The following is an 11,956-nucleotide window of genomic DNA, read 5'->3' as shown; positions in this document are numbered from 1 at the left end:
CATGGGCGCCGTCATGCCGTCGCAAGGATGGGGCTTGAGAAAGAAGGGGAACGATCTGGGGATAAGCTGTGGATAAGTTGCCCATTCACGCTGCCCGCGTCTGCCGCTCCGCCATCCCCCGCTCATCGGTCAGCATATAGTCGCGGGCGGTCGGCAGGGCATGGACGTCGCGGGCCAGCTGGGCCTGGAACACCATGTGGCCCTGGTGGCGGAAGGCGCATTCCGATCCCACCAGATAGAATTCCCACATCCGGCAGAACCGCTCATCATAAAGCTCCAGCACCTTGTCGCGATTGGCCAGGAACCGTTCGCGCCAATGGCGCAGCGTCTCCGCGTAATGCAGGCGCCAGACCTCCATATCGGTCAGCCACAGGCCGGCCCCCTCGATGGCCGGCGTGACCTCCGACAGGGAGGGGGAATAGCCGCCGGGGAAGATATATTTGCGGATCCAGGGGTTGGTGGTGCCCGGCCCCTCCGCCCTTCCGATGGAATGCAGCAGCGCCACCCCGTCATCGGCCAGCAGCTCGCGAACCTTCTTGAAGAAGGTGGGGTACTGCGGCACGCCGACATGTTCGAACATGCCGACGCTGACGATACGGTCGAACCGGCCCGGCAGTTCGCGGTAATCGCACAGTTCGAACCGTACCCGGTCCGACAGGCCCGCCGCCGTCGCCCGTTCCCGCGCCACGGCCAGTTGTTCGGTGGACAGCGTGATGCCGGTGACATGCACATCGGCCAGCTTGGCCAGCGTCAGCGCCATGCCGCCCCAGCCGCAGCCAACATCCAGTACCTCCTGGCCCGGCTTCAGCAGCAGCTTGGCCGCGATATGCCGCTTCTTGGCGTCTTGTGCGGCCTCCAGGCTCATCCCCGGTTCGGGGAAGTAGGCGCAGGAATATTGCCGGTCCGCATCCAGGAACAGATCATAGAAGTGCCTGGACAGATCATAATGGTGGGCCACGTTGCGGCGTGACCGGTCCAGCGGGTTGCGCTGCTGGATGAAGCGCTGCACACCGACGCCGAAGCGCTGGACAAATCCCGCCGGGCCCATATGGCTGAACCCGATATTGCGGGTGATCAGATCGACAAAGTCGTAAAGGCTGCCCTCCACCATCTGCAGGGTACCGTCCATATAGGCTTCCCCGGCGAAAAGCCCGGGATGCAGGCCCAGCGTCCATTCCAGGGCCGGATCGGTCAGGCGCACCTTCACCGGTCTGATGCCAGGCATGTCGGTGCCGAACTTGTGCGGCTGACCGCGCGCATCAATGACGGTAAGGCTGCCCTGGGTGACGATGGCGCGCAGAAAACGGAACAACAGCATGTCGGAACATCTCCCAAGCCGCTGGTGCGTCTTGAAAAGGTAGTCCCGCCGCGCGCTGTCGCAAAGCTGGCCAAAAGAAAAAGGGCGGTCCCCCGAAGGAAACCGCCCTCATCCCGTCTACCAGAAGGCCGGATGTCTCCATCCGGCAACCGGGGCCTTAAATCAGGCCTCGGTCTCTTCGGTGGCTTCGGTCTCTTCGACCGCTTCTTCCTCGTCCTCATCCTCGTCGCGACCGACGACCATGCCGCCACGGGCGGCCTGGACGGCGGCTTCCTCGACCGAACGGGCCACGTTCACCGTGATGGCGACGGACACTTCCGGGTGCAGGATGACGCGGATCTTGAACAGACCCAGGGTCTTGATCGGATCGGGGATCGCGACCTGACCACGGGAAATGGTCGTGCCGGCAGCGGTCACGGCCTCGGCGATATCGCGCGAGCTGACCGAGCCGTACAGGACGCCGGATTCGGCGGCCTGACGGACCACAACGACGGAAAGGCCGTTCACCTTGGTCGCTACGACCTCGGCTTCCTTCTTCAGCTCCAGATTGCGAGCTTCCAGCTGCGCTTTCTGGGCCTCGAAGACGGCCAGGTTTTCCTTGGTGGCGCGCAGGGCCTTCTTCTTCGGCAGCAGGTAGTTACGGGCATAGCCCGGCTTCACCTTGACCACCTGACCCAGCTGACCCAGCTTCTCGACGCGTTCCAGCAGAATGACGTCCATGTCTTTTCTCCTGGTTTACTTGACGACGTACGGCAGAAGAGCCAGGAAGCGGGCGCGCTTGATCGCACGGGCCAGCTCACGCTGCTTCTTCGCCGAGACGGCGGTGATACGGGACGGGACAATCTTGCCACGCTCGGAGATGAACCGGGACAGCAGCTTGATATCCTTGTAATCGATCGCCGGCGCGTTCGGGCCGGAGAACGGGCAGGTCTTCCGGCGACGGAAGAACGGGCGACGACCACCGCCGCCGGAGCGGGGGGCGCCACCGGCGGGAGCACCGCCCTGGGGACGTTCGGTGGTCATGCGCGGTCTCCTTCACCTTCCACGGCGGCGTCACGACGCGGGCCACGGCTGAAGCCGCCCTCGCGCGGACCACGATCGCCGAATTCACGACGGGGGCCACGGTCGCCGAAGCCACCGCGGGGGCCACGCTCCGCGCGCTCGCCCTTGTTGGCGAGCATGGCGGTCTGGCCTTCGTCGATCTTCTCGACTTTGACGGTCATGACGCGCAGCACGTCTTCGTTGATCGACAGGTTGCGTTCCATTTCGGCGATGGCGGCGGCGGGCGCATCCAGGCCGAGATAGACGTAATGACCCTTGCGGTTCTTCTTGATCCGGTAGGTCAGGGTCTTCAGACCCCACTGTTCGGTCTTGACGACGGAGCCGCCATTGTCCTTCAGGATCGTGCTGAAGGTCTCGGTCAGGCTTTCCACCTGAGTCGAGGAGATGTCCTGACGGAAAATCAGGATCGATTCATACAGTGCCATATAACTCCCCATGGCTATTGATGGTCCGCCGCTGTGTCCTGGGCATGCCCCGGATCAGCCGCACGGTCCTAGCCGGCGCCTTGGCAAAGCACCGGCGGGGTTTCGGAAGGCGCGCACTATACAGAAAGGGCCGCGCGGTGCAAGGCCCGGCGGGATCTGGCCGGGACATGGGCGGGGCGATCATGTCGCATGGGGCTATTGCCCGACCGACCGCGCGGGCGCCAGATTGCCCAGGGCCTCCCGGCGCAGCGCTTCCGCCTCCTTCGTATGCAGCACGGCCGCCAACCTTGTTGACAACATATCGGGCATGGCGGCGGAGCAGGCGAACCAGAAACTCGCCTGCGGCAGTTCGGCCACCACACGGACGGCCATGGCCCTGATCTCCGGCGTGTGCATGGCCCCACCGATCAGCAGGCCGAAGCGGGGTTCTCCTGCTTCCACCATGCGTGCCAGTGAAAGCTGGTCGTCCACGGGTGTGTGGCGGATGCCGCGATTTTCCAGGATATCGCGATAGATGCCGCTGGGCGCGCCAAGCTTGCCGTTGGTGATGCGCAGGAAGTCGGACAGGCTGCCCTGGAACGGGTCATCCCGGCGGGCGATGAACACCATGCGGTCGCGCTTCACCTCGGCCAGCCAGCGCACCTTGTCCTCCCGCGCCGGCAGGCGGGCATAGCTCATGGCGCAAGTGCCGGGGCTCTTCAGCGCCTCGTCCTGCCGCTGGTCGACGGTTACGGTCCGCACGCTGACATGGACCTCGCCCTGCGTGGCGATATGGCCGATCCATTGCCGCAGGGCGGGGCGCAGATTGCCGGCACTGTCCATCGTCGTGGGGGTATTGGCGATCAGCAACGCCACCTCCGGCCCGTTTGCGGGGCCGATTGTCTCCAGCACGGTTCCCACCGCGCCGGCTGTGCTGATCACCATCAGCAGGCCGCCGGCGATCAGCGCAGCCGGCAGTCGGGCAATACACAGTCGGGCAACACGGGGAAGGATTGCCATCGCATATCCCGATCAAGGGTATGCCGACAGTATAGGCCAGCTTTTGTTACCGGAAAAGCGCGGGCGCCGCCCTATTGCGTGGGTGTCCGTTCCTCCGCCGGTGTCTCCGCCATGGCCAGCCGGCGCAATGCCTCGGTATGTCCATCCCGGAGAGCGCGGGTCAGGGACACCGCCACGCTGTCGGGCATCAGGGGTGAACAGGCGAACCAGAATTCCTGCGGCGGCATCTCCGCCACGACGCGCAATTGCATGGCCTGTACCTCCGGCGCGTTCAGGCTGCCGGCGATCAGCATGCCGAAGCGGACGCGACCGGCCTCCACCATGCGCGCCAACGCCCGCTGATCGTCGATGGCGACGTATTCGACGCCGCGCTGGGCCAACGCCTCGCGATAGACGCCGCTGGGGGCCGCGACCTTGCCGTCGGCGGCTTTCATGAAGGCGTCAAGCCCGCCCTGGAACGGGTCGTCATGCCGGGCCACGAAGATCATGCGGTCGCGTCGCACCGGCGCCAGCCAGCGCGCCTTGTCCTCCCGCGCCGGCAGCCTGGCATAGCCCAGCACGCAATGGTCGGCGGATCGCGCCATGTCGGCGGATCGCCGGTCGAAATTGGCGGCCTGTATCTTCAGATGGATGTTCGCCCCCGCGGCCACGCGACCAAGCCAGGCGCGCATGGCAGGCACCAGCAGCCCCTTGCTGTCGACGATGGTCGGTATCACCGGCACTGCCAATGTCACCCCGGGGAGGGTAGGATCACCGAAACTGTCGGCCACATCGTCCGCGGGGGCAGCCATGGGCATACAAACCAGTGCCCAGGCCAGCAGCATCGCGGCTGCAAGGGGGTGGCGGGCGTTCGGTGCCTGACGTCGCGGGCTTGCCATGGCGCATCCCGGCTGGTGGTTGCAGGTAGTATAAGGTGATCGGCCTTGCCCGCATAGGGCGCTGATAGATTCGATATGATCGCTTACCATCGGGTTGATGTATGGCACGGGGTGCCACTCGCCTTCCCGCGGCTCCGGCACTGCGATATCTCCATGCACGGGCCTTCAAGCCAGTATTTCCATCGGCTTAGCATCGGCTTCCGTAATCGTCACAAGGTTCGGGACCTGTTGTCGGGGTGCTGACAGCTTGACAGGGCCACGCACCGCTGTATCAAGGCCGCACCGGATTTATTGCAGGACTACCTTGATGACCCGCGCTTTCGTCTTTCCCGGCCAGGGCAGCCAGGCCGTCGGCATGGGCCGCGAGCTGGCCGAACGGTTCGCCATTGCCCGCGACACCTTCGCCGAAGTGGACGAGGCCCTGGGCCAGAAGCTCTCCGCCCTGATGTTCGAAGGGCCGGGTGAGGATCTGACCCTGACGGAGAATGCGCAGCCGGCCTTGATGGCCGTGTCCGTGGCCGTGACCCGCGTGCTGCAGGCCGAAAAGGGCCTGGACCTGTCCAAGGCCGCCTTCGTCGCCGGCCACAGCCTGGGCGAATATTCGGCGCTGTGCGCCTCGGGCGCCATCTCCCTGTCCGATACGGCGCGCCTGCTGAAGCTGCGCGGCCAGTCGATGCAAAAGGCCGTGCCCGTGGGCGTGGGGGCCATGGCCGCCATCCTGGGTGCCGACCTGGATGCGGCGCGCGAAATCGCGGCCGAGGCCGCCCAGGGCCAGGTCTGCACCGCCGCCAACGACAATGCCCCTGGCCAGGTGGTGGTGTCGGGGCACAAGGAAGCCGTCGAGCGCGCCATCAAGATCGCGGCGGAGCGCGGGTTCAAGCGCGCCATGCTGCTGCCCGTGTCCGCCCCTTTCCATTGCCCGTTGATGCAGCCGGCCGCCGATGCCATGGCCGAAGCGCTGGCCGGCACGATCATCACGTCCCCCGCCGCCCCGCTGGTCGCCAATGTCACCGCGTCGGCCGTGACCGATCCGGAAGCCATCCGCCGCCTGCTGGTGGAACAGGTGACCGGTGCTGTCCGCTGGCGCGAAAGCGTGCTGTTCATGAAGGAGCAGGGCGTGACGGAACTGGTGGAACTGGGTGCCGGCAAGGTGCTGGCCGGTCTGGCCAAGCGCATCGACAAGGAACTGCTGGCCAGTTCCGTCGGCCTTCCGGCCGATATCGACGGTTTCACCCTGGGCTGATCCGCTTCATTCTTTCTGGAGGTTTTCCATGTTCGACCTGAGCGGCAAAACGGCCCTGGTCACGGGTGCTTCGGGCGGCATTGGTGCCGCCATCGCCCGCACCCTGCACGCCAAGGGCGCCAAGGTCGCCCTGCACGGCACCAAGGTGGAGGCGCTGGAAGCGCTGGCCGCGGAGCTGGGCGAGGGTGCAGTCGTCGTTCCCGCCAACCTGTCCGATCCGGCACAGGTGGAGGAACTGTTCAAGAAGGCCGAGGCCGCCTTGGGCGGCACGGTCGATATCCTGGTCAACAATGCCGGCCTGACCCGCGACGGCCTGATCCTGCGCATGAAGGACGAGGACTGGGACAGCGTCATCAATGTCAACCTGACGGCCGGTTTCCGTCTGGCCCGTGCCGCCGTGAAGGGCATGATGAAGCGCCGCTGGGGCCGCATCATCGGCATCACCTCGGTCGTCGGCGTCACCGGCAATCCCGGCCAGGTGAACTATGCCGCCAGCAAGGCCGGCATGATCGGCATGTCCAAGGCGCTGGCCCAGGAAGTGGCGACGCGCGGCATCACGGTGAATACCGTGGCGCCCGGCATGATCTCCACCGCCATGACCGATGTGCTGAACGACGCCCAGAAGGAGGCGATGAACAGCCGCATTCCCGCCGGCCGCCTGGGCACGCCCGATGACATCGCCGCCGCCGTACTGTATCTGGCCTCCACCGAGGCCGCCTATGTCACGGGGCAGACGCTGCATGTGAATGGCGGCATGGCCATGATCTAAGGAAGGGTCGGACGGGCCGGCGCATGCGGGCCCGCCGTATCCTTCTGCTGCGAGTGCTGGTCAGGGGCCGCCGTTCATGTTAAGTGACGGCACTTTCCTGACCGGCGTCGCGGGCCGGGCAAGGAATGCGCTTGTTCGTTCCCGCGGTGACCCTCAACAACCGGCCCCGGCCGGTCCCACCGGAAATTCTGAAAGGTCAAATAAATGAGCGATGTTGCTGAACGCGTGAAGAAGATCGTCGTCGAGCACCTGGGCGTGGACGAGGCCAAGGTCACCGACACCGCCAGCTTCATCGACGATCTGGGCGCCGACAGCCTGGACACCGTCGAGCTGGTCATGGCGTTCGAAGAGGAATTCGGCATCGAGATCCCCGATGACGCCGCCGAGAAGATCCTGACCGTGGCTGACGCCATCAGCTTCATCAGCTCCAAGCAGGGCTGATTTCCAAGGTGGGAGGGGGCGGGGCCGGCATCGATGCCGGCCCCGGTCCTGGCAATCCCGCCCTGGCATCACCATGTGCTTGTCCGGGCCCGGCCATGGCCGTCGCCCGTCTTTCCTTTTTCACTGCCTACAGGTCGGATACATGCGCCGCGTCGTCATCACCGGTATGGGTCTCGTGACTCCGCTCGGGGTCGGGGTGCAAACCAACTGGGATCGGCTGATCAAGGGTCAGTCGGGCATTCGCACCATCCAGGGCTTCGAGGTCTCCGATCTCCCCTGCCGCATCGCCGGCCAGGTGCCGCGCGGCGATGGCAGCGACGGTACGCTGAACCTCGATCTCTTCATTCCGCCCAAGGAACAGAAGAAGATGGACGACTTCATCATGTTCGCCATCGCGGCGGCGGATGAAGCCATCAAGGACAGCGGCTGGAAGCCGTCCAATGACGAGGAATTCGAGCGCACGGGCGTTTCCGTGGGCTCCGGCATCGGCGGTCTGCCCGGCATCTACGAGACGTCGCTGATCCTGCAGGAGAAGGGTCCGCGCCGCGTTTCCCCCTTCTTCATCCCGTCCTGCCTGATCAATCTGGCGTCGGGCCATATCTCCATCAACCATGGCTACAAGGGCCCTAACCACGCGGTGGTCACGGCCTGTTCCACGGGGGCCCATTCCATCGGCGATGCCGCGCGCATGATCGCGCTGGACGATGCCGACGTGATGATCGCCGGTGGTGCCGAAGGTGCGGTCAGCCGCCTGGGCATGGCCGGCTTCGCCGCCGCCCGCGCCCTGTCCACCAGCTATAACGACACGCCGGAAAAGGGCAGCCGCCCCTATGACAAGGACCGCGACGGTTTCGTCATGGGCGAGGGTGCGGGCGTGGTCGTGCTGGAGGAGTTGGAGCACGCCAAGGCCCGTGGCGCGAAGATTTACGCCGAAGTGGTCGGTTATGGCCTGTCGGGTGATGCCTATCACATCACGTCGCCGTCCGAAGACGGCAATGGCGGCTTCCGCTCCATGCGCATGGCCATGAAGCGTGCCGGCATGAACCCCGGCGACGTGGATTACATCAACGCGCACGGCACCTCCACGCCGATGGGCGACCTGATCGAGCTGGGGGCTGTGAAGCGGCTGTTCGGCAATGATCTGGCCGGTGCGTCCATGTCGTCGACCAAGTCGGCCATCGGTCACCTGCTGGGTGCCGCCGGTGCCGTGGAAGCCATCTATTCGGTCCTGTCCATCCGCGACCAGATCGTTCCGCCGACCCTGAATCTGGAAAATCCGGACGAGGGGACCGAAGGCGCCGATCTGGTGCCGAAGGTGGCCAAGGAACGCAAGGTGCGGGCTGCCCTGTCGAACAGCTTCGGCTTCGGCGGCACCAACGCCTCGCTGGTCTTCAAGGCCCTGTCCTGACATCCGGCGTGGGCAACGCGACGGAAAATCAGACGAAACCGCGCCGCCGTTGGCTTCTGCCGACGGCGGCGTTGGTTTTTGTCATCGGCCTGCTGGGTGCCGGCGGCGCCTGGTTCGGCTGGCGGCTCTATACCGGTCCCGGTCCCCTGGCGGCGGACACGGCCATCGTCATCCCGCGCGGCGCCGGCGTGCAGGGCATTGCCCAGAAACTGGCCGAGGGCGGGGTGGTTCGCCACTCCGTGGAGGTGCTGGCCGCATCCCGCCTGCGCGGCGACGGTGCCAGGCTGAAGGCCGGCGAATATCTGTTTCCGGCCGGCACCAGCGTGAAGGGTGCGCTGGACCTGATCATCAGCGGCAAGGTCATCGTTCACCGCGTCACCGTGCCTGAGGGTCTGACCAGCTGGCAGATCGTGGAACGGCTGCGCGGAGAGGCAAGGCTGGCGGGTGATGTCACCGCCATCCCGGCCGAGGGGACATTGTTGCCGGAAACCTATCAGTTCCTGCGTGATGACGCCCGAACCGACCTGTTGGCTCGCATGTCGGTGGACATGGAGAAGGCCCTGGATCGGCTATGGGCGGAACGCGACCCTGACCTGCCGCTGAAATCCAAGCAGGAAGCCGTTATCCTGGCCTCCATCGTGGAGAAGGAGACGGGTGTGGCTGCCGAGCGCCCGCGCGTGGCAGGCGTGTTCGTGAACCGGCTCAGGATCGGCATGCGCCTGCAATCCGATCCGACCATCATTTATGTCCTGTCGGACGGGCGCGGTCAGATCGACCGTGATCTGACCCGCGCCGACTGGAAGCTGGAATCCCCCTACAATACCTATGTGTTGGCCGGCCTGCCGCCCGGACCCATCGCCAATCCGGGCCTGTTGTCCTTGCAGGCCGTGCTGAAGCCGGAAGCGCACCGCTACATCTATTTCGTGGCCGATGGCACCGGCGGCCACGCCTTCGCGGAAACGCTGGAGGAGCATAACCGCAACGTCGTGAAATGGCGGCGGGTGCGGGACGGGGATTGACCACCCGCCGCCGCTATCTTCACGCCGCTGCTGCTTCGCGGTCCCACCACCAGGCATGACCGGGATAGAACCGCGCCGCCATGCGCCGGACATAGGGGCCGAAGGCGCCATGGGCCTCTGCCGCCTGGCGGATCGGCGTGTCGAATTGGGGTGACATCAACCCGGCCAGCAAAGCGAAGGCGAAGGCATCCACGCCCGTGGGCCGGTCGCCCATCAGGAACGGCTTGTCACCCAGCAGCACCGCCAGTGCCGACAGCGACCGGTTGGCCAGTTCAAGCCGTTCCGCCGCGCTATGCCGGCCGATGCCATGGGCATACATGTTGGTGGTCACGCGGGCCCGCACATCCTGGATGATGGCATCGCGCAGATGGTCGGGCGCGCCCTGGAAGAACAGGGCCGGCCCGCGCCGGAAATTCTCATCATCCATCCAGCGCTCATGCACCATGGCCCAGCACAGATGATCCTCCAGCATACGCTCCACCGCCCAGGCCTCCGCCCGTTCCCGCAGGCTCAACCCCTCGTCCAGGTCGATGCTGCGCGTACGCTCGATATGGGTGCGGATGAAGGTGCTGTCGGCGACGATCCGCCCGTCATCCTCGATGATCGGCAACTTGTGCTTGGGCGTCTGCTCCAGATCGCCCTTTACCTTCTCATACGCCAGCCCGGCCATGCGCAGTTGCACCTCCGTCTTGGTGATATAGGGGCTGGGGTCGGGCAGGCCGAAGGCCGGGCCGAAAGCGTGCAGCTTGATCATGTCGGGCTCCATCATCGCGTTGTTGGGTGATGGCATTGGTTTACACGCCCCCTGCTGCCACCCTACTGTCAGCAATGAAGTCAGAGGCATGGGTTTCTGACCCATGCGCCTGGAGGCCGGCGACCGCCGGCCCGCCGCACGTGCGGTGTCAAGCCAAGCCCGCGGATGCGGGCGCCCGGCGTTTGAGGGCGCATGAATCAACGAGGGTGCGATGCGGCGGGCGGACAGGTTGTTCCAGATCATCCAGATCCTGCGCCGCACACCCCGGCCGGTGACGGCCGATGCCATCGCGGTGGAACTGGAGACTTCCAAACGCTCGGTCTATCGCGACGTCGCCACGCTGATCGGCCAGCGTGTGCCCATCCGGGGGGAGGCCGGGATCGGCTATATGCTCGACGGCGGATTCGACATGCCGCCTTTGATGCTGACACCCGACGAGATCGAGGTGGCGATGCTGGGTGCGCAATGGGTGTCGCGCCAGGGCGACCCGGTGCTGGCCCGGGCCGCCGCCGACCTGATGGCCAAGATCGAAGCGTCGGTGCCGGAGGATCTGCGCCCCGTGGTGCAGCGTCCGGCCAGTGTGGCCCCGCCCCGCCTGCGCGCGGTGGAGGATGCCATCGACATGGTGGCCCTGCGCACCGCTATCCATGCCGGGCGCAAGATCACCCTGCTTTACCGTGACGAACAGGGGCGGGAGACGGAGCGCACCGTCTGGCCCGTCCTGATCGCCTATTTCGAGAATGCACGCACCCTGGCCGCCTGGTGCGAGATGCGGGGCGATTTCCGCCATTTCCGCACGGACCGCGTGGTCAGGGCGGACTTCATGGGCGAACGCTATCCCGAACGCCCCGTCGCGTTGCGGATGCGCTGGAGGAAAAGCATACAGTCACAGTAACGTTGACCATCTTTGTCTACTGAACGGCACCATCCGACACCTGGGCGACGAGGTGGGTGGAGGGTTTGTCAGCGTTCAGATCGCGTCAAATCGCGCAAAATATTCTTTGAACTCCTGGCGCGTAGACGGATATTTCTCAAATATCCGGTTGCGCATAGCCAAACGTTCTTCATCAGTACCATAGGTGCCACAAAATAACCGTTCACAGACGATCACGCAGTCGAACTTTTTGAATTCGTCCAGAATGCTGTCACGGACCTCTGACGTAGTCTTGGCGCCAAGATTAGCGGTCAGGAAAAGATTCCTTCCTGCCGGCAATTGCAAATTAATATCCGGGAACTTGCTGTTGGTGGCTGTGACAAGCTGCTGCACATTTGGGATCTGCCCCGACAAGCGGTCGCGGATGGCAAGCAGTGTGTTGAATCGCGTTTGATCACCTTCGTAGCAATGCACGGGAATGCCCAGCATGGCTAATGCGAAAGCCAAGTAGCCAAATCCAGATCCGGCATAGACAACATGATCCGGGCGAGCTTCCTGAATAACGTGTGGTAACCACCATTCATATGAAATAAAGGCGCATTTAAGTTCTTTTATTCTGTGTCCATAATAACTGTATGCGCCGCTATCGTTGTCGCCTATTTCTTCCATGCGAGATAAGACAATTTCATATAGAGCTTTGTCCAGCTCTTCTAATGATTGTATCATTTTCCCCGCAATGTTCTGGTTTCAAGGGTATTTCGCCAAG

Annotated in this window: 14 protein-coding genes; 6 read left to right on the top strand and 8 right to left on the bottom strand. The window is 64.5% G+C overall.

The window, feature by feature from the left end:
- Positions 1 to 85: 85 nt before the first annotated feature.
- The 6 genes from ACM9HJ_RS08865 to ACM9HJ_RS08840 all read right to left on the bottom strand — a co-directional run bounded on the left by ACM9HJ_RS08865 (position 86) and on the right by ACM9HJ_RS08840 (position 4,595).
- Entirely contained in the window at positions 86 to 1,318 is a 1,233-nt protein-coding gene (locus ACM9HJ_RS08865; RefSeq protein ID WP_416571357.1) for a class I SAM-dependent methyltransferase, read from the bottom strand.
- Between the two features lie 162 nt (positions 1,319 to 1,480).
- Complete coding sequence (rplI, locus tag ACM9HJ_RS08860; RefSeq protein ID WP_416571356.1) at positions 1,481 to 2,038, bottom strand: 50S ribosomal protein L9; 558 nt, start codon at positions 2,036 to 2,038, stop codon at positions 1,481 to 1,483.
- 15 nt (positions 2,039 to 2,053) lie between these two features.
- Positions 2,054 to 2,341, bottom strand: a complete 288-nt coding sequence (gene rpsR / locus ACM9HJ_RS08855; protein ID WP_416571355.1) for a 30S ribosomal protein S18 — start codon at positions 2,339 to 2,341, stop codon at positions 2,054 to 2,056.
- The gene (gene rpsF / locus ACM9HJ_RS08850) at positions 2,338 to 2,805 is read right to left on the bottom strand and encodes a 30S ribosomal protein S6 (protein WP_416571354.1); all 468 of its coding nucleotides are present in this window, start codon (positions 2,803 to 2,805) and stop codon (positions 2,338 to 2,340) included. Before rpsF ends, rpsR begins: the two co-directional genes overlap by 4 nt.
- A gap of 195 nt (positions 2,806 to 3,000) precedes the next feature.
- Positions 3,001 to 3,804, bottom strand: a complete 804-nt coding sequence (locus tag ACM9HJ_RS08845; protein ID WP_416571353.1) for a hypothetical protein — start codon at positions 3,802 to 3,804, stop codon at positions 3,001 to 3,003.
- Between the two features lie 71 nt (positions 3,805 to 3,875).
- Complete coding sequence (locus ACM9HJ_RS08840) at positions 3,876 to 4,595, bottom strand: hypothetical protein (protein WP_416571352.1); 720 nt, start codon at positions 4,593 to 4,595, stop codon at positions 3,876 to 3,878.
- 394 nt (positions 4,596 to 4,989) lie between these two features.
- Here ACM9HJ_RS08840 and fabD point away from each other — a divergent pair, with 394 nt between their 5' ends.
- The 5 genes from fabD (at position 4,990) to mltG (ending at position 9,562) form a co-directional block, all read left to right on the top strand.
- On the top strand, positions 4,990 to 5,925 hold the full coding sequence (gene fabD / locus ACM9HJ_RS08835; protein ID WP_416571351.1) for an ACP S-malonyltransferase: 936 nt from the start codon (positions 4,990 to 4,992) through the stop codon (positions 5,923 to 5,925).
- Between the two features lie 28 nt (positions 5,926 to 5,953).
- Complete coding sequence (fabG, locus tag ACM9HJ_RS08830) at positions 5,954 to 6,694, top strand: 3-oxoacyl-[acyl-carrier-protein] reductase (RefSeq protein WP_416571350.1); 741 nt, start codon at positions 5,954 to 5,956, stop codon at positions 6,692 to 6,694.
- A 204-nt stretch (positions 6,695 to 6,898) separates the two neighbouring features.
- Entirely contained in the window at positions 6,899 to 7,135 is a 237-nt protein-coding gene (locus ACM9HJ_RS08825; RefSeq protein WP_416571349.1) for an acyl carrier protein, read from the top strand.
- A gap of 142 nt (positions 7,136 to 7,277) precedes the next feature.
- Positions 7,278 to 8,543, top strand: coding sequence for a beta-ketoacyl-ACP synthase II (fabF, locus tag ACM9HJ_RS08820; protein ID WP_416571348.1), 1,266 nt, complete (start codon positions 7,278 to 7,280; stop codon positions 8,541 to 8,543).
- Positions 8,544 to 8,614: 71 nt separating this feature from the next.
- Positions 8,615 to 9,562, top strand: coding sequence for an endolytic transglycosylase MltG (gene mltG, locus ACM9HJ_RS08815; RefSeq protein ID WP_416571347.1), 948 nt, complete (start codon positions 8,615 to 8,617; stop codon positions 9,560 to 9,562).
- A 19-nt stretch (positions 9,563 to 9,581) separates the two neighbouring features.
- Here mltG and ACM9HJ_RS08810 read toward each other — a convergent pair whose 3' ends face one another.
- Positions 9,582 to 10,316 carry a glutathione S-transferase family protein gene (locus ACM9HJ_RS08810; protein ID WP_416571346.1) on the bottom strand — a complete coding sequence of 245 codons (735 nt, stop codon included), beginning with the start codon at positions 10,314 to 10,316 and terminating at the stop codon, positions 9,582 to 9,584.
- A gap of 229 nt (positions 10,317 to 10,545) precedes the next feature.
- On the opposite strand from ACM9HJ_RS08810, the gene ACM9HJ_RS08805 reads away from it, so the two are divergent.
- On the top strand, positions 10,546 to 11,211 hold the full coding sequence (locus tag ACM9HJ_RS08805) for a helix-turn-helix transcriptional regulator (RefSeq protein ID WP_416571345.1): 666 nt from the start codon (positions 10,546 to 10,548) through the stop codon (positions 11,209 to 11,211).
- A 75-nt stretch (positions 11,212 to 11,286) separates the two neighbouring features.
- On the opposite strand, the gene ACM9HJ_RS08800 is transcribed toward ACM9HJ_RS08805, so the two are convergent.
- Positions 11,287 to 11,916, bottom strand: a complete 630-nt coding sequence (locus ACM9HJ_RS08800; protein WP_416571344.1) for a hypothetical protein — start codon at positions 11,914 to 11,916, stop codon at positions 11,287 to 11,289.
- Positions 11,917 to 11,956: the final 40 nt, after the last annotated feature.

The organism is Niveispirillum sp. KHB5.9 (genome assembly GCF_048066115.1).
Classification (GTDB): Bacteria; Pseudomonadota; Alphaproteobacteria; order Azospirillales; family Azospirillaceae; genus Niveispirillum.
The sequence above is the reverse complement of the archived record's forward strand: the minus strand, read 5'-3'. Positions and strand labels throughout refer to the sequence as shown.